Below are 19,935 nucleotides of genomic sequence, written 5' to 3' on the forward strand. Positions count from 1 at the left end.
TCTTGCTTTACGTTTTAACTATAAAGCTTGGCTCCTTTTTTGATGAACTCAATCGCTTTTTCTTCCATGCCTTGCTGTTGGGCTTTTTGCTTGTCGGCGTAGTCGCGTACTTCCTGCGTGATTTTCATTGAGCAGAATTTTGGGCCGCACATCGAGCAGAAGTGGGCGATTTTCGCGCCTTCGGCGGGCAGGGTTTCGTCGTGGAAGCTCTCGGCGCGTTCGGGGTCGAGGCTGAGGCGGAATTGGTCGCGCCAGCGGAACTCGAAACGCGCCTTGCTCAGGGCGTTGTCGCGCAACTGTGTGCCCGGCCAGCCTTTGGCGAGGTCGGCGGCATGGGCGGCAAGTTTGTAGGTGATGATGCCGGTGCGCACGTCTTCTTTGTCGGGCAGGCCGAGATGCTCTTTCGGGGTAACGTAGCAGAGCATGGCCGTACCGTACCAGCCGATATTGGTCGCGCCTATGCCCGAGGTGATGTGGTCGTAGCCGGGGGCGATGTCGGTAACGAGCGGGCCGAGGGTGTAGAAAGGTGCTTCAAAGCAATGTTGCAGCTCTTCGGTCATGTTTTCTTTCACGCGTTGCAGCGGTACATGGCCGGGGCCTTCGATCATAACCTGTACGTCGTGTTCCCATGCTTTGGCGGTCAATTCGCCCAAGGTGTGCAGCTCGGCAAATTGGGATTCGTCGTTGGCATCGGCAATGCAGCCGGGACGAAGGCCATCGCCGAGGCTGAACGACACGTCGTAGGCTTTCATGATTTCGCAGATCTCGTCGAAATGTGTGTAGAGGAAGTTTTCCTGATGATGGGCGAGACACCATTTCGCCATGATAGAGCCGCCGCGCGATACGATGCCTGTGAGGCGGTCAGCCGTCATCGGTACATAGCGCAGCAATACGCCTGCGTGCAGGGTGAAATAGTCCACGCCTTGTTCTGCCTGTTCGATTAAGGTGTCGCGCACCAAATTCCAAGTCAAATCTTCGGCGATGCCGCCGGTTTTTTCCAAAGCTTGGTAAATCGGCACGGTGCCGATGGGGACAGGTGCGTTGCGGATAATCCATTCGCGCGTTTCATGGATGTGCGCGCCTGTGGATAAGTCCATAATCGTGTCCGCGCCCCAGCGCAGCGACCACACCATTTTTTCGACTTCTTCTGTCAGGCTGGAAGTGACGGCGGAGTTGCCCAAGTTGCCGTTGATTTTGACGCGGAAGTTGCGGCCGATAATCATCGGTTCGAGTTCGGGATGGTTGATGTTGGCAGGGATAATCGCGCGTCCGGCGGCAATTTCTTGGCGCACAAATTCGGGCGTGATTTGGTCGGGATGGGTCGGGATATTCGCGCCGAAACTTTGCCCTGCGTGTTGCTTCAAGAGCTTGGCGTATTCAGGCCGTCTGAAAAGTTCGTCCAGCTTCATGCGTTCGCGTATGGCGACAAACTCCATCTCCGGCGTAATGATGCCTTGGCGGGCGTAGTGGAGCTGGGTTACGTTGCGGCCTGCTTTGGCGCGGCGCGGGCGGGTGATTTGGTTGAAACGCAGATGGGCGGTTTTCGGATCGTGTGCGCGTTCGGTGCCGTATTCGCTCGACAGGGTAGGCAGGATTTCGGTATCGCTCCGTTCATCCAGCCATGCGGTGCGGACGTGCGGCAGACCCTGTTTTAGATCGATGTGTGCCGCCGGATCGCCGTATGCGCCGCTGGTGTCGTACACTGGAATCGGCGGATTGGCTTCCGTACCTTGCGCCGAGTAGGTGTCGTCCTGACGGATTTCGCGCAAAGGCACGCGGATGTCGGCGCGGCTGCCCGGGATATAGACGCGGTCGGAATTGGGATATTGGAAGCGGATGCCGATGTCTTCGCTCAAGTCGGAAAGACGGCGCGCCTCATCGCCGGTTTTTTTAGCAGTAGTCATAAAAAATTGCTCCTGTTTCTCGGTTATGAAATGGAAACAGGAGCATTGCTTTTTTTCAGACGGCCTTGTGGATATCTTCAATCAACCGTTTAAAATCACATTTGCCGAAACTCCCCACGCAGGTATTATCCTGTTCGGGTGTAAAGGGTATTTCTCAGCCGCTCGGTTTGAAAGCAGCACCCCTGTTTCTTTATTAACGAAAATTAAACCATGCGGACGGTTTTTTGTAAAGCGGCGTTTTTCGCATTTTCTGTCAAAAACGCTTGACAGCGATTCCATCTTTCCGTATAGTTACAACTTCTGACGCGGGATGGAGCAGCATGGTAGCTCGTCGGGCTCATAACCCGAAGGTCGTAGGTTCGAATCCTGCTCCCGCAACCAAATATAAAAATCCCCTGCAATTGCAGGGGATTTTGCTTTATGCAGCATTTATTGTTGCTTGGATTGATTGAAAGGCCGTCTGAACCATTGGGTTTCAGACGGCCTTTTTTATTGGCCGATGTTATCGGCGGCTAATTTGCTTTTGTCTTTTATTTTGAGTTTGTGTTTTTCAGACGGTCTATTGTTGCTCTGGATCGGTATCGTTGCGCAGGTGTTCTTTCAGGCGTTGCAACTCTTTTTTGTCCAACCATTTATTGCGCGAACGTTGCAACAGGATCACCAAAGCGGCGATTTCGTTGCGCATATTGGTACTGAGCCAGAGGAAGCCTTGCCAGTCGTAATGCAGGCGGGCGGCAGGTTTGCTTAGTTCGGTATTGAGCGAAGTATCGATGCGGATACGGCGGGCGTAGTGGCCTTTGATGAGGCGGACGGTCAGCCGAAGCTCGCGTTGGAGTTGGTTGAAATGGCGGTCGAGTAGGCGGATTTCGCTTTCGTTGAGCGTAGGCGCGCGCAGTTTGGCGGCAGTGGTCAGGAGCAGCTCGGTGGTGTTGACGATTTTGCGGTGGGCATGCTGCATGGCTTCCATCATATTGTTGCTGATGTGGCTTTCGCCGGATGTGGCGGCCAGATGGCTGCGGCTTTTGACCATGCGGGCGTTGATTTTGCGCATTTTAATCATGTTTTGCTCCAAACGCTCACGGGTCATGCGCTTGCCGTTGCTGATTTCGGCAATCATTTTGGCGCAGTCGGTGAGGTTGTCGGCAAGCATGAAGCGCCACATCAGGGTAGAGCGCAGGGGCAGGAGTTTGGCGGCGGCAATGGCGATGGCGGCACCAATCAAAACGTTCATGGCGCGCATCAGGCCGCTGTCGAGCCAGTGGTGGCTGCTGTCGCCGATGAGCATGCACATGGTCAAACCGGCAAGCATGGCGACATAACCGTTTTTGCCGACCGCAGACCAACCGGCCACTGCGCTGGCGGCACCGATAATCAGATAGAAGAAAACGCCGTCTTGCAAATAATGCTGGTTCAACCATAAAACGGCCAACCCGACGCCCAAACCGATGGCCGTGCCGAGCATCCGTTCGACTGCTTTGGAGTAAATCGCGCCTTGGAATTGCAGCATGCCGAGGACGACAAAGACGGTCATGCCGATCCACTCGCCGTGTTGCAGGTGGAAGACTTTGGCCAACAGGGTGGAAAACACGATTGCCAAGCCGAGGCGGAAGGCGTGGATATGGCGGCGATAGCGGTAGCGCTCGTAGGCGTTGAGCCAGCGTTCAGAAAAATGGAGGCGTTCGGATTGGGCAGGCATGTTGTAAGACGTATCGGTATGTGGGGATGTAAATTATAACTGATTGGTAAAACAGATGAAATTTGAACTGCTCTCAAACGGCTTGTCCTATTGCGGATTTTCTCTGCCGCAAGCGGATATAATGGAGGCTTTGAATCAGACAGGCGGTGAAGAAATGGCGACGATTTTAAGCGCAGGCGTGGACGAAGCGGGACGCGGCCCTTTGGTCGGCAGCGTATTTGCGGCGGCAGTGATTTTGCCGGAACATTTTGACCTGCCGGGTTTGACCGACTCAAAAAAACTGAGCGAAAAAAAGCGCGATATGTTGGTGCAGATGATTAAGGAACAGGCGGTTGCGTGGAGCATTGCCTTTGCCGATCCCGACGAAATCCTGCAACTGAACATCCTGCACGCAACCATGGCCGCGATGAAGCGCGCAGTCGAGGGGCTGTCGGTTACTCCCGACAAAGTGTGGATAGACGGCAACCGTGTACCGAAAGATTTGAATGTTCCTGCCGAAGCAGTGGTCAAAGGCGACAGCAAAATTATTGAAATCTCCGCCGCTTCGGTTTTGGCCAAAACCGCGCGCGATGCAGAAATGTATGAATTGGCGAAACGCTACCCGCAATACGGGTTTGACCGCCACAAAGGCTACGGCACGGCGCAACACTTGGCCGCGTTGAAACAATACGGCGTCTTGCCGGAACACCGCCGCGATTTCGCACCGGTCAAAACCTTATTGGCACAAGGCAATCTGTTTGAAGAATGAGAGCATAGCAAAAGGCCGTCTGAAATCTTTCAGACGGCCTTATTTTTGGAAAAGTATTATTTCAACGCAGCCAAACACTCTTTAATCAACTCAGGGCCGCGATAAATCAAACCGCTGTACACTTGAACCGCACTGGCGCCCAAGCGGATTTTTTCTGCCGCGTCCGCGCCGTTCATGATGCCGCCGACGCCGATAATCGGCAGCTTGCCGTCAATGCGTTCCGCTAAAAGTTTCAACACCTGATTGCTTTTCTCGCGTACGGGCAAGCCACTTAAGCCGCCTTGTTCGCCTGCAAGCGGATGGCTGCCCAAGCTTGATTTGTCGATGGTTGTGTTGGTGGCGATGATGCCGTCCATTTCCACGGATTTGACCACATGGGCGATGTCGTCGATTTGCGCTTCGTCTAAATCCGGCGCGATTTTGACTGCCAGCGGCACATATTTGCCATGCGCGGCCGCCAGTTGCGCCTGTTTGTTTTTCAAGGCTTCCAACAATGCGCTCAATTCGTCGCCGCCTTGCAAAGCGCGCAGGTTTTTCGTATTGGGAGAGGAAATATTGACCGTGATGTAGCTCGCGTGGGCGTAGGCTTTTTCCAAGCAAATCAGATAATCGTCGGCCGCGTTTTCAATCGGCGTAACGGCATTTTTACCGATGTTGATGCCCAAAATGCCTTTAAAGCGGCTGTTTTCAATGTTGCGGATCATCGCATCGATGCCGTGGTTGTTGAAACCCATGCGGTTGATGATGCCTTGGTGTTCGGGAACGCGGAAAAGGCGCGGCTGCGGATTGCCCGGCTGCGGCTTGGGCGTTACCGTGCCGATTTCGACAAAGCCGAAACCCAAAGCGGCAAACGCATCGATACACTCGCCGTTTTTGTCCAAACCTGCCGCCAAGCCGACCGGATTGGGCAGCTGCAAGCCCATCAGCTCGGTTGGCCGAGTGTGGCTGTCCACTTTGGGCAGCAGGCCGAGTTTTTCGATAGAACGCAAACTGTTGAGCGTGAAATGATGGGCCTTTTCTGCATCGAAACGGAACAGGATAGGGCGGACGAGTGAATACATGGCGGCAGCTTTCTGAACGGTTGATGAATTTGGCGTTATTTTACCTGAAACCGTCAAACTGCCCCAAACGTCTGTATCGATATGATTTTATTGTTTGGCGTCAAATGAAAATAAATAGGGCTTTTGCGTGTAATCGGATAGTTCATTAAAATGGTAAAAGAGAGGCTTTTCAGACGGCCTGATGGATGTATCAAAAGGCCGTCTGAAAAGTTTTGATTTGATTGTTTACCTGATACAGGAATATTTTTATGAAACAGGCGGTTGATCCTTATGCGAGTTTCCGTGAGCTGACGTTGCGGGGGATAATTCTCGGCGCGTTGATTACGGTGATTTTTACGGCATCCAATGTGTATTTGGGCTTGAAGGTGGGCCTGACTTTTGCGTCTTCGATTCCGGCTGCGGTGATTTCGATGGCGGTTTTGAAGTTTTTTAAAGGCAGCAATATTCTGGAAAATAATATGGTGCAGACTCAGGCTTCGGCCGCGGGTACGCTCTCCAGTATTATTTTTATTCTGCCGGGTTTGCTGATGGCCGGTTATTGGGCGGGCTTCCCGTTTTGGCAGACAACGCTGCTGTGTATGTCCGGCGGTATTTTGGGCGTGATTTTCACTGTGCCTTTGCGTTATGCAATGGTGGTGAAGAGCGATTTGCCTTATCCGGAAGGTGTGGCAGCGGCCGAGATTTTAAAGGTCGGCGACCATGATGCGGACCAACAGGAAGGCGGCAGCGGTATCAAGGAATTGGTGTCGGGCGGCGCTCTGGCGGGTTTGATGAGCTTCTGCGCAAGCGGTTTGCGCGTGGTGGCGGACAGCGCGAGCTTTTGGTTTAAAGGCGGCGCGTCGGTGTTCCAAGTGCCGATGGGCTTTTCTTTGGCCTTGCTGGGCGCGGGTTATTTGGTCGGCCTGACCGGCGGTATCGCGATTTTGCTGGGTATTTCGATTGCCTGGGGCGTGGCCGTGCCTTATCTGTCGGCGCATATTCCGCAACCTGCCGATATGGAGATGATTCCTTTTGCGATGTCTTTGTGGAAGGAAAAAGTCCGTTTTATCGGCGCGGGTACGATCGGTATTGCGGCGATTTGGACGCTGTTGACTTTGATGAAACCGATGGTCGAGGGTATGCGCCTGTCTTTCCGTAATTTCGGCGGCGCGCAGATGACCGAGCGCACGGAACAGGATTTGTCGCCTAAGGCGATGATTGCCTGGGTGTTGGCGATGATGCTGGTGTTGGGCGTGTCCTTCTTCCACTTTATCGGCGACTCGCATATTTCCGGCGGTTTGGCTTGGCTGTTGGTGGTCGTATGTACGCTGCTGGCTTCGATTATCGGCTTTTTAGTGGCCGCGGCTTGCGGTTATATGGCCGGTTTGGTCGGTTCGTCTTCCAGCCCGATTTCGGGTGTGGGCATCGTCTCTATCGTTATCATTTCGCTGGTGTTGCTGCTGGTCGGCGAATCCGGCGGCTTGATGGCGGATGAGGCAAACCGCAAATTCCTGCTGGCGTTGACGTTGTTTTGCGGCGCATCTGTGATCTGTGTGGCTTCAATTTCCAATGACAACCTGCAGGATTTGAAAACGGGTTATCTGGTAAAAGCGACGCCTTGGAAACAGCAGGTTGCGCTGATTATCGGCTGCGTTGTCGGTGCATTGGTGATTTCGCCTGTGTTGGAGCTTTTGTATGAAGCCTACGGCTTTACCGGCGCGATGCCGCGTGAAGGCATGGATGCGGCCCAAGCCCTTGCCGCGCCTCAGGCAACTTTGATGGCCACCATCGCCCAAGGTATTTTCTCACACAATCTGCAATGGGATTATATTTTCACCGGCGTGGCCATCGGCGTGGCGTTGATTGCGGTCGATTTCACATTGCGCAAATCTTCCGGCGGCAAGCGTGCTTTGCCGGTATTGGCCGTGGGCATGGGCATTTACTTGCCGCCGTCTGTGAATATGCCGATTGTGATCGGCGCGGTATTGGCGGCGGTGTTGAAATCCGTCATCGCCAGCCGTCAAGAAAACCGTGAAGGCCGTCTGAAAAATGCGGAACGTATCGGTACGCTGTTCTCTGCCGGTTTGATTGTCGGCGAGAGCCTGATCGGTGTGATTATGGCGTTTATCATTGCCTTCTCCGTAACCAACGGCGGTTCGGATGCGCCTTTGGCCCTGAACTTGGAAAACTGGGATACGGCCGCCAAATGGCTGGGCTTGGCGTTTTTTGTTTTCGGTATGTTCGTGTTTGCACGTCGCGTGTTGAAAGCAGGACGCTAAGTTTGTAGGTTGAGAAAAGGCCGTCTGAAACTTTGGTTTCAGACGGCCTTTTTATCTCTTAACGCTGATTCAAACAATCTGCAATCGCTTTGGCAATTTTGGCACTGGCGCCTTGGTGTTGCGAAATGAATTGCTCAGTGTGGCTGATCAGCTGTTGGCGCAGCGTTTCGTCGTCGAGGTATTGGCGCGTGGTTCTGTACCAGGCTTCGGCGGTTTCGACGCGGACGGCGGCTTTGGCTTCGACTGCGCCTTTGCAGGCTTGGGCGAAGTTGTAGTTGGAGTAGCCGAAGAGGGTGGGGACGTGGCAGGAGATGGGTTCGATGATGTTTTGGCAGCCGGCATCAACGAGGCTGCCGCCGACGAAGGCAATGTCTGCGCTGAGGTAGTAGGCGGCAAGTTCGCCCATGCTGTCGCCTATCCAAACTTGTGTATCGGGGGAAACGGGTTGTCCGTCGCTGCGTTTTTGGACGGTATAGCCAAGCGATTTGGCAGTATCGTAGGCCGTCTGAAAGTTTTCAGGGTGGCGCGGTACGATGACCAGCAAGGCATTGCCGCGGTAGCCCTGCCATGCTTTGAGGAGCAGCTCGGCTTCGTCTGTGCCTTTGTACACGCGCGTGCTGGCGCAGACGACGACGGGGCGTGCGCCGATGCGTTCTTTAAAGGCGACGGCAAGCGGGCGCGAGTCGTCGGGGGGCGCGATGTCGTATTTGGTGTTGCCGCAGACGTGGACATTGGACGCGCCGATGAGGTGCAGGCGTTCGGCATCGGCGGCGGTTTGGGCAAAGCAGCCGGAGAGAGTCTGCATGGCAGGCTCGACCAGCTTGCGGATTTTGAGGTAGCCGCGTTGGGATTTTTCAGAGAGGCGTGCGTTGGCCAAAAAGAGGGGAATGCCTGCTTCTTTGCAACCCTGCATCAGGTTGGGCCAGATTTCGGTTTCCATCAAAATGCCACAGATGGGGCGGTGTTCGGCTAAAAATCGGGCGACCCATTCGGATTTGTCGTAGGGCAGGTAACGGCATTGCGCATCGGGGAACAGGGATTGCGCGGTGGCGCGGCCGGTCGGTGTCATTTGGGTAATCAAAAACGGCGAGTCGGGAAAATGGCGGCGCAATGCCTGCACCAAAGGCTCGGCCGCACGCGTTTCGCCGACGGATACGGCGTGTATCCAAATCGGGTGTTGTACAGGATTGGGATACGCCTGCCCGAAACGCTCGTCCCAATGCTCGAGATAGGCTGGGGATTTGAGGGCGCGGCGGCGCAGGTGGCGGCGGATCAGGAAGGGGGCGAGGTGCCACAGCGTGGCGTAAAGGCGGCGTATCATGCTTACGGGTCTTATGTCGGAATAGGCCTATTTTATCGGAAACTGAAACGGAAGATATAGCTTTGATGCGTGTTTTACGCAAAGGAAACAGGCCGTCTGAAAGGTTTCAGACGGCCTTTAATACAGGCATAAAAGCGTTTACTTCACTTGCGCCATATATTTTTTCAGACGGCCTTTGCTTTGCATGGCGCGGTTTTCCATTTCATCGACAACGGCTTGCGCTTTGGCTTTGTTTACCGGCTTGCCGACCTGAATCACGCCGCTCATGTTCATCATGCGGTGCGGCGGGCAGGTATAGACATATACGCCTTCTTTGTCGAGCTTGAGCGTGAAGTCTTTACCGTCTTCGGAGAGGAAGTCGGCAACGCCGTCGGGCAGGGCTTTGCTTTGCACCCAGTGGCCGCTGTTAGTAGCTTTGAAGGTAACAGTGTCGCCGACTTTGGCGTTGACGTAGCCGGGCTCGAACACCATGCTGCCGTCTTTGCCGTTGTCGAGCATTTTGATTTCGTGGTTGGCGGCGTATGCGCTCAGGGAAGCGGTCAGCATCAGGAGGAAGAGTGATTTTTTCATGGGAAAGTCCTTTTTTGTGAAGAGTATAAAATGATTGCTGGGGCCGGTTTCTTGATGGCAGATTTCCCAGCTAGGATTGCCGCATTGGGCGAATAACGGGCAGGCCTTTGCTGTCGTATAAGAGCTCGATGTCCACTTTATACAGCCTGCCGATCATGTCCGCCTGCAACACGTCCTGCGGCGCGCCCTGCGCCTGTACTTTGCCTTCGCCGAGCAGAATCACGCCGTCTGAAAACTGCGCGGCGAGGCTCAAATCGTGCAACACCATCAACGTAACCAGATTGTGTTCGTGCGTGTATTGCACCACGCGCTCTAAAAGGTTGAGCTGATGGTGCATATCCAGCGCGCTGACCGGTTCGTCCAGCATCAGGATTTCGGGGCGGCGCAGCATGACTTGGGCAAACATCACGAGCTGCCGCTGTCCGCCGGAAAGCCGCATAACGTCTCGGTGCGCCAGATGGCCGATGCCCAGCTCCGCCATGATACTTGCGGCTTCGTGCAGCAGTTCGTCGCCGACGTGCATGTGCAGCGCGTCCATGCGGCCGAGCAACACGACTTCCAGCGCGGTCAGCGAGGCTTCGGCGGCGGTGTCCTGCGGCATATAGCCTATGCGTTTGCGCCAGCTTTGCAGGTGGATTTTGCTCAACACTTCGTCGCCGTAGCGGATGGTGCCTTTGTGCGCCACTTCGCCGAAAATCGTTTTCATCAGTGAGGATTTGCCCGTGCCGTTGGGGCCGAGCACGGAATAGACTTTGCCTTGTTCCAGCGTCAAATCGATATTGTCGGCGACCACATAATCGCCGCGCCGGATGTGTACGTTTTCAAGTTTCAACATTTCAGACGGCCTATCGTTTCGTTAATACAATCCAGAAGAAGAACGGCACGCCGACAAACGACGTAACAATCCCCACCGGAAACAGCGCGCCCGGGATAATCACCTTGGACAACACGCTGGCTACCGACAAAAACGCCGCCCCCGCCAGCATCGCGCCGGGCAGGAAGAAACGTTGGTCTTCGCCCAAAAGAATCCGCGCCACATGCGGCGCAACCAAGCCGATAAAGCCGATCACGCCGACAAAACTGATGGCTGTCGCCGTCATTACCGCCACCAACACCAGCGTTTTCAGGCGTAAAAATTGCAGATTGATGCCCAGCCCGACGGCGCGTTCTTCGCCCAAGCGCAGCGCAGTCAGCTTCCACACATCGCGCGAAAGCAGAAACACGCATACCGCCGTAACCGCCGCCGTAACGATGACTGTTTCCCAAGTCGCCTTGGTCAGGCTGCCGAACAGCCAAAACAGAATCTGCTGCGAAATCTCAGGCGCGGCGATAAATTGAATCAGCGACAAAATCGACTGAAACAGGAACAACAGCGCAATCCCCACCAACACCAACATCGCCGAATTGAAGCGGCGCGCTGAGGCAAACAGAAACAAGATGCCCGAAGCCAGCATGGTCATCACAAACGCGCCGATGGGAACGGCGACCGTTTCAGGCAGCCCGAAACCGCCGAACGCAATCACCGCTGACGCGCCCAAACCCGCCGCCGCCGCCAAGCCCAGCGTATAAGGGCTGGCCATCGGGTTGTTCAGGAGCGTTTGAATTTCCGCACCGCCGACACCTAAAGCCGCGCCGACCACCAAGGCCATCACCGCAATCGGCAGGCGCAAATCCATCACAATCAGGCGGTTCATTTCATCGACTTCGGGTTTGCCCAGCAAAACATTGACCACTTCGCCGACGGGCAGCGTGTCCGTCATCGCAGGGCCGGTGGCGATGTCGAATAGGAAACTGACCGCTGCGATGACTAAAAACATCAACACAATCAACCAACGCTTGCCTTCCAACTTGCGCTGGTTTTTCACAATCTCGGCGACAACCGAATCATTCATGTTTCAAACCTTTAAAAAAGAGTGTTGTGAAAGGGGAGAACAGGTTTGCCTTTTTCTTCCGCAAAAATTTCAGACGGCCTTCCGATTTAAAAGGCCGTCTGAAAATCTAAATTACCTTATTGTCCTTTCGGATAGAGGTAGAACGTGCCGTTCGGTACGACGGGCAGGTTTTGGCGGTAGAAGTCCAGATAGGTCTTCTCAGGGTTGAAATCCTTAAACAACTGCGGATAAATCGCTTTGGCCATAAACTGAATCGACGCGCTGTCGGACAGCGTGCGCGAGTTGGCGTGGTAGGCGGCGTAGAGGCGGTTGTTTTTAATCGCAGGCAGGTTGGCCCAGCCGGCGCGTTTGGCAAAGCCTGCCAAGCGTTTTTCCGCTTCGGCTTTTGGAATGCCCCAGCCCATCACCATGGCGGCAGGGTTTTTCTTCAATTCGGTTTCGCGGCCGGTAATCACGATCACGTCGGGTTTGGCGGCGAGGACTTTTTCAGGATTGATCGGGCCGTAGAATTCGACCGAAGAAGCGGCGATATTGTTGCCGCCGACCAGTGTCGCCATCGAACCCCACATGCTCTTGCCGAAGGTAACGCTGTGTTCGGCAGGGCCTTTGTTGCCGAACTCGATATAGACTTTAGGCTTGGGCAGGTTGGCTTTTTGCACGCGCGCCTGGATGGTGTCGGCGATGCGTTTGTAGTCTGCCGCCAGTTTGTCGGCTTTTTGCTGCTGTCCGGTCAATGTACCGATGAGCTTGGTCGATTGAACGTGTTTGGCCACTGTTTGCGCGTTGTAGTCCAACACGACGATGGGGATGCCGGCTTTGTTGATGCGGTCGAGATCGGAACCCAAAGCCTTGTATTGCCATTCGGCCAAAACCAGCAAATCAGGTTTCAGCGCCAATACTTTCTCAATCGAAAAAGTGCCGACTTCCACTTCGCCCACGTCGGTCAGCTGATTCAGTTTAGGCACGGCTTTGCTGAATGCCGCCCAGCTTGGCGGCGCCCAGTCGGCCCAAACTGCTTTGGAAAAACCGACAACGTTGTCCAGCGCGGTTTTACCGCCGATGGCCATGTAGTCTTGATAGTAGAAGCCCAACACCACGCGCTTGGCAGGCAGGTCGACAGTTACCTTACGGCCGAGGATATCGGTCAGCTGAACGGGTTTGGCAAAAGCGGATACGGAGCCGACTGATAAAGCTGCGGCGGCAATCAAAGCAGAAAGTTGCGTAAATCTCATGAATCATTCCTTTAAAATATGATGATAATTACTATCTTTTTATAAATTTATAAGGTATTGAATCTTTTTTCAAGTGAATGTAGGGATAGACATATTTCGAAATAAAAAGTTTCATCATTAAAACGAAGGGATAGTGTTTATATAGGGCTTTGGTGTACTGAAGACCTAGTAAAAAGGAATGATATGGGGTACCTAAAGCCATAGTGGGCAGTAGCTGGAATGGATCGGTAAAGGGTTTTTTATTGCAAAAAAATAAAAGGTATTCGGTTGAAAACAAGGCCGTCTGAAACCTTGCAATCAGGGTTCAGACGGCCTTTGGTGGAGGCATAAAAGTTTTATTTCACTTGCGCCCTATATTTTTCAGACGGCCTGTAAGCAGTATTTGGGAAAAATGAAAAAGGTTGGTTTTTGAAATGGCGAAATAGGGAAGAAGAGGGCTTAAGGGAGAGTCGGGCGTAAACCCAAAATGGGGACGAATAAAAGGGCGTGTATCGAAACACGCCCTTTTTAGAGATTCAGACGGCCTGTGATTCCGCCTGTTCGCTTTGGTTGAGGATTTTAATCAGTTTTTCGGCTTTTTCCGGGTCTTCGCAGCGCAGGATTTTGGCGGCATCGTTTTCGAGATGGCCAGTGTGGCTGTGCAGGATGATGTTTTTAACCGAAAGCAGGTTGTTGGGGTTCATGGAGAAGCGGCGCAAGCCCATGCCGAGCAACAGTCGGGTGAAGACGGTATCGCCGGCCATTTCGCCGCAGATGGACACGCCTTTTTCCATGCGGTTTGCGGTGCGGATGATGTGTTGCAGCGTTTTGAGGACGGCAGGGTGGCCGGGTTGGTAGAGGTGGCTGACGCTGTCGTCGCCGCGGTCGACCGACAAGAGGTATTGAATCAGGTCGTTGGTGCCTATGGAGATGAAATCGACGAGCTTGAGGATGCTGCCGACGGTCATGGCGGCGGATGGGATTTCAATCATGCAGCCGATGCTGACCGGGCCGAAGGCTTCGTCGCGTTCGGCGAGTTGGCGTTGGGCCGTGTCCAGATGGATAAGGCATTGGCGCACTTCGGAAATAGACGTAATCATCGGCCACATCATGCGCACGGGGCCGTGGGTGGCGGCGCGGAGGATGGCGCGCATTTGGGTGCGGAACATGACCGGCTCGGCGAGGCACAAACGGATGCCGGTCAGGCCGAGCGCGGGGTTGAGGCTGCCGTTGGGCGTGCTGTTTTGGCCGAACCAGCGCGGATTTTTATCGACGCCCAAATCGACGGTGCGGATGGTGATGTTTTTGCCTTTGAGTTTTTTGACGATGCCGGCATAGACTTCGTATTGTTCGTCTTCGGTCGGCATGTTGTCGCGGTTGAGGTAGAGGAATTCGCTGCGGAACAGGCCGACGCCGTCTGCGCCGAAGTTGTGCAGGGCTTTGATGTCTTCGGCGGATTCGATGTTGGCGAGCAACTCAATGTTGATGCCGTCGGCCGTGGTGGCGGCGGTTTTTTTGATTTTGTTGAGTTCGCGCTTGTGGCTGCGGTATTCGCGGGCGAGGCGGCGGTATTCGTTGAGGACGACTTCGTCGGGATCGATGATGAGGACGCCGTTGATGCCGTCGACGATGACGATTTCGTTTTCGGTGATGAGTTTGCGGGCGTTGTGCAGGCCGATGACGGAAGGGATGTCGAGGCTGCGGCCTAAGATGGCGGTGTGGCTGGTCGGGCCGCCGGCATCGGTTACGAAGGCGGTAATGTGCTGCTCTTTGAATAGTACGGTATCGGCAGGCGAGAGGTCGTGCGCGATGAGGACGGTATCGTCAAACAGGTTGCCGGCGAGGTTGATTTCGTTGCTTTGGCCGACAAGGTTGTTGTGGATGCGGCGGACGACTTGGAGCATGTCCTGTTTGCGTTCGCGCAGGTAGTCGTCGTCGATGCTGTCGAACTGGGCGGCAAGCTTGTCGCTTTGCAGTTTCAATGCCCATTCGGCGTTGATTTTCTGCTCGCGCAAAATGTCGATGGGTTCGCGCGAGAGGGTGACGTCGGTCAGCAGCATCAGGTGCAGGGAGATGAACGCACCCAATTCGGTCGGGGCATTTTCGGGAATCGCACCGCGTAACTGTTCCAATTCTTTGCGCGTGGCTTTGATGGCGTTGTCGAAACGGGCGACTTCGGCATCGAGTTTGTCGGGATCAATGTCGTATTGGGGGACTTCCGTTGTGCCGCGCGTGATGAGGTGGGCGTGGCCGATGGCAATGCCTTTGCCCGCGGCTACACCGTGTAGGACGATGCTCATTATTCGCCCTCGCCGAAGTAGTCGTTGATGAGGTCGGTCAACGCTTGCATGGCGGCGGCTTCGTCTGCGCCTTCTGTTTCCAGCTCAATCACGGTGCCTTTGGCGGCGGCCAGCATCATCAGGCCCATGATGCTTTTGCCGTTGACGCGGTTGCCGTTTTTGGTGACCCAGACTTCGCTTTGGAATTGGGAGGCGGTTTGGGTGAATTTGCTGGAGGCGCGCGCGTGCAGGCCGAGTTTGTTGATGATTTCGATTTCTTGTTTGAGCATGGATGTCCCCTAAATGTAATGTTCGTAAAGTGAATGTTTTCAGACGGCCTTAGCCGTGTTCTTTGCACACCAGGTCTTCAGGTGCGGATGTAATGGCGAAAATGCCCCGGATGGCGGCTTCTTTGACGGTTTCGGTGAAGTCGGAGAGGTTTTCGGCTTGTGATGAGTATTGGATGGCTTTAATCATCATCGGGGCGTTGAGGCCGGTCAGGATGGCGGATTTGTTTTCGCGCACCAGCCGGCGTGCGGCGTTGCATGGGGTTGCGCCGAAGATGTCGGTCATGATCAGCACGCCGCGGTTGTTGGGAAATTCCTGCAATGCGGCGATGGCGTTGTTGATGATGTCGTTTTGATCCTCGTCGGGCTGTACGCCGAGGATGTGGAGATTTTCGGGGAAGCCGTTGGGAAAGAAATGGTCGGCCAAACCGCGATAGGCTTCACCTATGGTTTCATGTGTAATGATTAACAAACCTATCATGATGTGTTCCTAGCATGGGGGTTGAGGCCGTCTGAAGATTTTTCAGACGACCTTTGTTTTATTTATTGTTTAAGGCGTAGATTTCGCCGAGGTTGCGCCAGCAGCCGGCGGCATCCATGCCGTAACCGAAGACGTAGCGGTTGGGCACGTCCAAACCGACATAATCGGCTTTGGTCGGTTTTTCTTTGTCGATCAGCTTGTTGGCAAACACGGCCGCACGGCAGCTTGCCGCGCCCATTTCCAACAGTTTTTCCTGAATGGCGGCCATGGTGTGGCCTTCGTCTAAAATATCGTCCAAAACGACTACATGACGGCCTTTGATTTGCTCGGGGTCAGGCATGCGTTTCCAGTTGAACGCGCCGCCTGCGAGTTTGTCGCCGTAGCGGGAAACGTGGACATAGTCAAAGTCCAAAGGGAAGCGCAACAGCGGCAGCAGCTGCCCTGTAAACACCACCGCACCACCCATGACAGGCAGGAGCAGGGGGTATTTGTCGCCCAAGTCGCGGGTGATGTCGTCGGCAACTTTTTGCAAGGCCGCGCGGCATTGTTCTTGGCCAAACAGCAAGTCGGCATTGTCCAGCATGGCTTGGGTTTCAAGGCGTTTGGTTTCTAAGTCAGTCATGATAGGGTCGTGTTGAGTGCGTTTAAAAACAAATTATATAGCGGATTCAATCAATTTTCGATACAAGGCGCGGCAATAGTGTGGTGAAAGTGAAGGGAATTTAAGCAGATCATGTTCAGACGGCCTTTTGTCCTTCCGCTTCGTCCACCAGCAAAAATGCCGTCAAAGCCAAAGCGGTCAATACCGCCGTCAACACCATCGCCCGTCCGTAATTGTCTGCACCGGCGCGCCCGAGATAATCGTAAATCAAGGTGGTCAGCGTCTGCCATTCGGGACGCGACAGGAACAATGTGGCCGCAAATTCGCCGATACACGTTGCCGAAGCCAAAGTCAGGCCGCGCCGCAAAGCCGGTTTCAATAAAGGCGCGGTTACATAACAGGCCGTCTGAAAACCATTTGCGCCCATGGTGCGCGCCGCCGCCGCGTAATCTTTGGGCAAACCATCCCACGCGGCCAGTACGTCTTTGGCCACAAACGGATACGCCAACAGCGCGTAAGTCGCCGTCAGCAGCCACAGCGAAGCCGTCCACTGCGGATAGAGCAGCAAAACGCCAAACGCGATGCACACGGGCGACACCATAAACGGCAAAAACATCAGCGCGCGCAACCACGCCATTTGCCGTGCCGCCGCCGCATACAGCACGCCCAAAACCGTCGCCGCCGCCACCGCTGCCGCAGAGAAACGGACGGTGTTCCACACAGCCGCCCACGTTTGCGCTTCCAGCAAGACTGCCCACGAAGAGCCTGCCGATACCGCTTTGAGCCATACCGCCGCCAAAGGCAGCAGGCAGCACACTGTCAACATTACCAATACCGTTGCCGTCAGCCATTTTTCCCAAGCCCATATCGGCGCACGCGGAGGCAAAGGCGATACCGACTTATCCACAGCCACGCGCCTGCTCCAATACGCATACAAACCGCCTGCCGCCGCCGTAACCGCCAGCACCAGCCACACCAACACCGACGCACGCGCCATGTCCAACTCATACGCCACCAGCCGGTAGATTTCCACTTCCACTGTTGCAAAACGTTCGCCGCCGAGCAGTAAGGCCAGCCCGAAGCCTGAAAAACAATATAAAAACACCAGACACGCGCCACCGGCAACCCATGCGCGCACCACCGGCCATTCGACCCAGAAAAACCGCCGCCACGCGTCCGCGCCCAAAGATTGTGCCGACAGTAACCGCGCCTGCGGCACACGCACAAATCCCTGATACGCCGAGCGCACCAAAACCGGCAGGTTGAAAAACACGTTGCCGTAAATCAGCAGCCACGGCGTGTCCTGCCAACCTGCCGCCAGCATGCCGTGTGCGCCAAACAAAGCCAGCACGCCCATGCCTGCCACCAAAGTCGGCATCACAAAAGGCAGCATCAGCAGGCGTAAAACCGTGCGCCGTCCGGCAAAGTCCATCCGTGCTAGCACCCACGCCGCAGGTACGCCCAAAGCCGTGACCAAGACGCAGGTTAAAACCGCCTGCGCCACCGTCCAGCCCAAGCGCAGGCGCATATAGTCATCAGCTACCACTTCCGCCCAAGCGCCTTCGCCGTCGTAAAACGCCAGCGACAGCAAAGGCGCGGCCACCATGACCGCCAAGAAACCTAAAGGCAGAAGCAACAGCGCAAACCGCCGAATCCAAACCTGCATCGATGCGTACCCGAGAATAAAAACGCCTATTTTAGCCCGAGTTCGGCATAGAAGGTGGTATTCCTGCCCTTGTTTTCAGACGGCCCGGGCAGCCTGACGGATAAAACCGCCGTTTCTTCAAATTTTCCAAATATTTACGAAATCTCTTCAAAAAGGCAACATAATTGGTTGGGCATTTTTGTTACAATGCCGCCGATTCAAAAAACCAAACAAATCAAAAACAAGGAAACATTATGACCGCTACACGCCCACAAACCTACGATGCCGTCGCGCGCGCGTTGCATTGGCTGACCGTACTCGGTTTCATCGGCATCCTCTCCACCATTACCGTTTGGACCATCTACGATGGCGAAGAATGGGTCAAATCGCTCTTCGGCGTGCATAAATCCATCGGTTTCATCACGTTGCTGGTGATTGCCGTGCGCATTGTTTGGGCTTTGCTCAATGCGTCCAAACGTCCTGCCGCCGACAGCTTTGCCGCCAAAGCAGGCCACCTTGCCCTTTACGTCCTCATGCTCGCCGTTCCCGTTATCGGCATGATCCGCCAATACGGCGGCGGCCGCGGCCCGTTGAAAGTATTCGGTGTCGAAGTGATGCAGGGTTCGCCTGAAAAAATCGAATGGATGTCCAACCTCGGCAATATGGCGCACGGCAAACTCGGCTGGCTGCTTTTTGCGCTTGTCGCCGGCCACATCGCCATGGTTGTCGTCCACCGCATTCAAGGCCACGACGTTTTGTACCGTATGATCGGCCGCCGTTCTTAAGTGTAAAACGGTAAACAGCCAAGGCCGTCTGAAAACAGTTTGACCAAGCAAAACTGTTTTCAGACGGCCTTTTTGTATTTGTGTTAATCTGAAAAAAGTAGGGCAGGCATTTTGCCTGACGTTGTCTAAATACTGTAAACCGTACCGAGAAACACCATGACTGCTCCCATTCTCGCCATCACTTCCGGCGAACCGGCCGGCATCGGCCCCGACATCTGCCTCGATTTGGCTTTCGCCGACCTTCCTTGCCGCCCCGTTGTTTTGTGTGACAAAAACCTGTTGGCGCAAAGGGCCGAACAGCTCGGCAAATCCGTCATCCTGCGCGACTTCCAAACCCAAGCGGCTGATCCTTTGCCCAAGGGCGAACTCGAAGTCCTGCATATTCCTTTAGATGCCGAGTGTCGGGCAGGCGAACTCAATCCTGCCAATGCCGCGTATGTTCTCCGGCTGCTGGATACGGCGTATCAAGGCATTTCAGACGGCCTGTTTGCCGGTATGGTGACCGCGCCGCTGCATAAAGGCATCATCAACGATGCCCACGCAGGCAACGGCTTTTTTAGCGGCCATACCGAATACCTCGCCGAAAAAAGCCATACCGAACAAGTTGTCATGATGTTGACCGGCGGCGGCCTGCGCGTAGCATTGGTCACCACTCATCTGCCGCTGAAAGACATTTCCGCCGCCATCACGAAGCCTTTAATCGAGTCGGTTGTCCGCATTCTTGAACACGACCTGCGCCATAAGTTCGGCATAGCCAATCCGGCCATCCTCGTTACTGGCCTCAATCCCCACGCCGGCGAAGGCGGCCATTTGGGACACGAAGAAATCGATACCATTATTCCGGCACTTCGTGCCCTTCAGGCCGAAGGCATAGACGCACGCGGCCCTTATCCGGCCGATACCGTGTTCCAACCCTTCCTGCTCAAAGATGCCGACGCCGTCCTCGCCATGTATCACGACCAAGGGCTGCCGGTGCTCAAATATGCCGGTTTTGGTGAAGGCGTGAACATCACCCTCGGCCTGCCCTTTATCCGCACTTCCGTCGACCATGGTACTGCCTTGAACTTGGCAGGCACAGGCAAAGCTGATTCCGGCAGTTTGATTACCGCTGTCCGCGCCGCGCTCGATATGGCGCACAATATGCAGAAACAGGCCGTCTGAAACGTGAAGGTTTAATCGTTTGCAGGCGTAATGTG

At 54.7% G+C, this 19,935-nt stretch carries 17 protein-coding genes, 1 tRNA gene and 1 riboswitch; of the genes, 5 read left to right on the plus strand and 13 right to left on the minus strand.

Annotated features, from left to right (window positions below; genetic code table 11):
- Positions 1-14 precede the first annotated feature (14 nt).
- A complete protein-coding gene (thiC, locus tag HMPREF2865_RS06580) occupies positions 15-1,904 on the minus strand; it encodes a phosphomethylpyrimidine synthase ThiC (protein WP_070646495.1) in 1,890 nt (629 codons plus the stop codon).
- A gap of 94 nt (positions 1,905-1,998) precedes the next feature.
- A riboswitch (TPP riboswitch) is annotated at positions 1,999-2,098 on the minus strand.
- Between the two features lie 110 nt (positions 2,099-2,208).
- Between thiC and HMPREF2865_RS06585 the strand changes: the two genes are divergently transcribed.
- Positions 2,209-2,285: transfer RNA gene (locus HMPREF2865_RS06585), tRNA-Met, on the plus strand.
- 178 nt (positions 2,286-2,463) lie between these two features.
- On the opposite strand, the gene HMPREF2865_RS06590 is transcribed toward HMPREF2865_RS06585, so the two are convergent.
- Positions 2,464-3,600: an FUSC family protein gene (locus tag HMPREF2865_RS06590; RefSeq protein WP_070646496.1), complete on the minus strand. Its 1,137-nt coding sequence runs from the start codon at positions 3,598-3,600 to the stop codon at positions 2,464-2,466.
- Positions 3,601-3,754: 154 nt separating this feature from the next.
- Here HMPREF2865_RS06590 and rnhB point away from each other — a divergent pair, with 154 nt between their 5' ends.
- Complete coding sequence (rnhB, locus tag HMPREF2865_RS06595) at positions 3,755-4,348, plus strand: ribonuclease HII (protein ID WP_070646574.1); 594 nt, start codon at positions 3,755-3,757, stop codon at positions 4,346-4,348.
- 56 nt (positions 4,349-4,404) lie between these two features.
- On the opposite strand, the gene HMPREF2865_RS06600 is transcribed toward rnhB, so the two are convergent.
- Complete coding sequence (locus HMPREF2865_RS06600) at positions 4,405-5,409, minus strand: quinone-dependent dihydroorotate dehydrogenase (protein WP_049332957.1); 1,005 nt, start codon at positions 5,407-5,409, stop codon at positions 4,405-4,407.
- 248 nt (positions 5,410-5,657) lie between these two features.
- Here HMPREF2865_RS06600 and HMPREF2865_RS06605 point away from each other — a divergent pair, with 248 nt between their 5' ends.
- On the plus strand, positions 5,658-7,667 hold the full coding sequence (locus tag HMPREF2865_RS06605; RefSeq protein WP_070646497.1) for an OPT family oligopeptide transporter: 2,010 nt from the start codon (positions 5,658-5,660) through the stop codon (positions 7,665-7,667).
- A gap of 58 nt (positions 7,668-7,725) precedes the next feature.
- On the opposite strand, the gene waaA is transcribed toward HMPREF2865_RS06605, so the two are convergent.
- The 10 genes from waaA to HMPREF2865_RS06655 form a co-directional block, all read right to left on the minus strand.
- Positions 7,726-8,988 (minus strand): lipid IV(A) 3-deoxy-D-manno-octulosonic acid transferase, encoded by a 1,263-nt coding sequence (waaA, locus tag HMPREF2865_RS06610; RefSeq protein WP_070646498.1) that lies wholly within the window; start codon positions 8,986-8,988, stop codon positions 7,726-7,728.
- Positions 8,989-9,126: 138 nt separating this feature from the next.
- On the minus strand, positions 9,127-9,558 hold the full coding sequence (locus tag HMPREF2865_RS06615) for a plastocyanin/azurin family copper-binding protein (RefSeq protein WP_063068540.1): 432 nt from the start codon (positions 9,556-9,558) through the stop codon (positions 9,127-9,129).
- 70 nt (positions 9,559-9,628) lie between these two features.
- On the minus strand, positions 9,629-10,393 hold the full coding sequence (locus HMPREF2865_RS06620; protein ID WP_004519103.1) for an ABC transporter ATP-binding protein: 765 nt from the start codon (positions 10,391-10,393) through the stop codon (positions 9,629-9,631).
- A gap of 10 nt (positions 10,394-10,403) precedes the next feature.
- Positions 10,404-11,450 carry a FecCD family ABC transporter permease gene (locus tag HMPREF2865_RS06625; RefSeq protein ID WP_049332949.1) on the minus strand — a complete coding sequence of 349 codons (1,047 nt, stop codon included), beginning with the start codon at positions 11,448-11,450 and terminating at the stop codon, positions 10,404-10,406.
- Positions 11,451-11,566: 116 nt separating this feature from the next.
- A complete protein-coding gene (locus HMPREF2865_RS06630; protein WP_070646499.1) occupies positions 11,567-12,682 on the minus strand; it encodes an ABC transporter substrate-binding protein in 1,116 nt (371 codons plus the stop codon).
- Between the two features lie 515 nt (positions 12,683-13,197).
- Positions 13,198-14,961 carry a phosphoenolpyruvate--protein phosphotransferase gene (gene ptsP, locus HMPREF2865_RS06635; protein WP_070646500.1) on the minus strand — a complete coding sequence of 588 codons (1,764 nt, stop codon included), beginning with the start codon at positions 14,959-14,961 and terminating at the stop codon, positions 13,198-13,200.
- Positions 14,961-15,230, minus strand: a complete 270-nt coding sequence (locus tag HMPREF2865_RS06640; protein WP_003683718.1) for an HPr family phosphocarrier protein — start codon at positions 15,228-15,230, stop codon at positions 14,961-14,963. Before HMPREF2865_RS06640 ends, ptsP begins: the two co-directional genes overlap by 1 nt.
- 49 nt (positions 15,231-15,279) lie before the next feature.
- Positions 15,280-15,708 (minus strand): PTS sugar transporter subunit IIA, encoded by a 429-nt coding sequence (locus HMPREF2865_RS06645; protein ID WP_049335776.1) that lies wholly within the window; start codon positions 15,706-15,708, stop codon positions 15,280-15,282.
- A gap of 58 nt (positions 15,709-15,766) precedes the next feature.
- Entirely contained in the window at positions 15,767-16,330 is a 564-nt protein-coding gene (locus HMPREF2865_RS06650) for a hypoxanthine-guanine phosphoribosyltransferase (protein WP_070646501.1), read from the minus strand.
- A gap of 115 nt (positions 16,331-16,445) precedes the next feature.
- Positions 16,446-17,975: an ABC transporter permease gene (locus HMPREF2865_RS06655; protein ID WP_070646502.1), complete on the minus strand. Its 1,530-nt coding sequence runs from the start codon at positions 17,973-17,975 to the stop codon at positions 16,446-16,448.
- Between the two features lie 233 nt (positions 17,976-18,208).
- Between HMPREF2865_RS06655 and HMPREF2865_RS06665 the strand changes: the two genes are divergently transcribed.
- Both HMPREF2865_RS06665 and pdxA read left to right on the plus strand, forming a co-directional pair.
- Positions 18,209-18,739, plus strand: coding sequence for a cytochrome b (locus HMPREF2865_RS06665; RefSeq protein ID WP_003747948.1), 531 nt, complete (start codon positions 18,209-18,211; stop codon positions 18,737-18,739).
- Positions 18,740-18,895: 156 nt separating this feature from the next.
- Positions 18,896-19,900, plus strand: coding sequence for a 4-hydroxythreonine-4-phosphate dehydrogenase PdxA (gene pdxA / locus HMPREF2865_RS06670; protein ID WP_070646504.1), 1,005 nt, complete (start codon positions 18,896-18,898; stop codon positions 19,898-19,900).
- Positions 19,901-19,935: the final 35 nt, after the last annotated feature.

The sequence above is a fragment of the Neisseria sp. HMSC073G10 genome (genome assembly GCF_001812605.1).
GTDB lineage: Bacteria > Pseudomonadota > Gammaproteobacteria > Burkholderiales > Neisseriaceae > Neisseria > Neisseria subflava_A.

Bases quoted from the DNA above. Each gene is read 5' to 3' on its own strand.
- HMPREF2865_RS06590 (WP_070646496.1), bottom strand. From the start codon at position 3,600: ATGCCTGCCCAATCCGAACGCCTCCATTTTTCTGAACGCTGGCTCAAC.
- waaA (WP_070646498.1), bottom strand. From the start codon at position 8,988: ATGATACGCCGCCTTTACGCCACGCTGTGGCACCTCGCCCCCTTCCTG.
- HMPREF2865_RS06655 (WP_070646502.1), bottom strand. From the start codon at position 17,975: ATGCAGGTTTGGATTCGGCGGTTTGCGCTGTTGCTTCTGCCTTTAGGT.
- HMPREF2865_RS06615 (WP_063068540.1), bottom strand. From the start codon at position 9,558: ATGAAAAAATCACTCTTCCTCCTGATGCTGACCGCTTCCCTGAGCGCA.
- thiC (WP_070646495.1), bottom strand. From the start codon at position 1,904: ATGACTACTGCTAAAAAAACCGGCGATGAGGCGCGCCGTCTTTCCGAC.
- HMPREF2865_RS06600 (WP_049332957.1), bottom strand. From the start codon at position 5,409: ATGTATTCACTCGTCCGCCCTATCCTGTTCCGTTTCGATGCAGAAAAG.
- HMPREF2865_RS06650 (WP_070646501.1), bottom strand. From the start codon at position 16,330: ATGACTGACTTAGAAACCAAACGCCTTGAAACCCAAGCCATGCTGGAC.
- rnhB (WP_070646574.1), top strand. From the start codon at position 3,755: ATGGCGACGATTTTAAGCGCAGGCGTGGACGAAGCGGGACGCGGCCCT.
- HMPREF2865_RS06605 (WP_070646497.1), top strand. From the start codon at position 5,658: ATGAAACAGGCGGTTGATCCTTATGCGAGTTTCCGTGAGCTGACGTTG.
- pdxA (WP_070646504.1), top strand. From the start codon at position 18,896: ATGACTGCTCCCATTCTCGCCATCACTTCCGGCGAACCGGCCGGCATC.
- HMPREF2865_RS06665 (WP_003747948.1), top strand. From the start codon at position 18,209: ATGACCGCTACACGCCCACAAACCTACGATGCCGTCGCGCGCGCGTTG.
- HMPREF2865_RS06630 (WP_070646499.1), bottom strand. From the start codon at position 12,682: ATGAGATTTACGCAACTTTCTGCTTTGATTGCCGCCGCAGCTTTATCA.
- HMPREF2865_RS06625 (WP_049332949.1), bottom strand. From the start codon at position 11,450: ATGAATGATTCGGTTGTCGCCGAGATTGTGAAAAACCAGCGCAAGTTG.
- HMPREF2865_RS06640 (WP_003683718.1), bottom strand. From the start codon at position 15,230: ATGCTCAAACAAGAAATCGAAATCATCAACAAACTCGGCCTGCACGCG.
- HMPREF2865_RS06620 (WP_004519103.1), bottom strand. From the start codon at position 10,393: ATGTTGAAACTTGAAAACGTACACATCCGGCGCGGCGATTATGTGGTC.
- ptsP (WP_070646500.1), bottom strand. From the start codon at position 14,961: ATGAGCATCGTCCTACACGGTGTAGCCGCGGGCAAAGGCATTGCCATC.
- HMPREF2865_RS06645 (WP_049335776.1), bottom strand. From the start codon at position 15,708: ATGATAGGTTTGTTAATCATTACACATGAAACCATAGGTGAAGCCTAT.